Genomic DNA, 333 nt, shown 5'->3' with positions numbered 1-333 from the left:
GAGGGGGGAGTTGGATGCGGTTGAGGAGGGGTGGGAGTGTGAAGGTGAGGGGGGAAGGGGGATGGAGGAGGTGGGTGTGGGGAATGTGGGTGTGGAGGGGGGTGAGGAGGGCGGGAGGGATGAGGAGGAAGGAGATGGTGTTGGGGAGTGGGAGGAGGAGTTGGGAGGTGAGGGTGGGGCGGAGGAGGAGAGGGAGGGAGGTGAAGGTGGGGAGGGGGATGAGGATGAAGAGGAGGGGGGGGAGGAAAGAGAGCGAGGGCGTGGGGGGGTGCGTGGGGGGGGTGGAAAGGGTGGAGGGCGGCGGGGGCCGAGCGCTGCATAACCAACGGGGGG

The 333-nt window shown here is 68.5% G+C and carries 1 pseudogene; it reads left to right on the top strand.

The features are described from left to right. Positions 1–14 precede the first annotated feature (14 nt). A pseudogene (locus FS507_RS19910) lies at positions 15–333 on the top strand (hypothetical protein); the annotation flags it as partial.

This window comes from Corynebacterium glyciniphilum AJ 3170 (genome assembly GCF_007673095.1).
In the GTDB taxonomy this organism is placed as follows: domain Bacteria; phylum Actinomycetota; class Actinomycetes; order Mycobacteriales; family Mycobacteriaceae; genus Corynebacterium.
The sequence above is the reverse complement of the archived record's forward strand: the minus strand, read 5'-3'. Positions and strand labels throughout refer to the sequence as shown.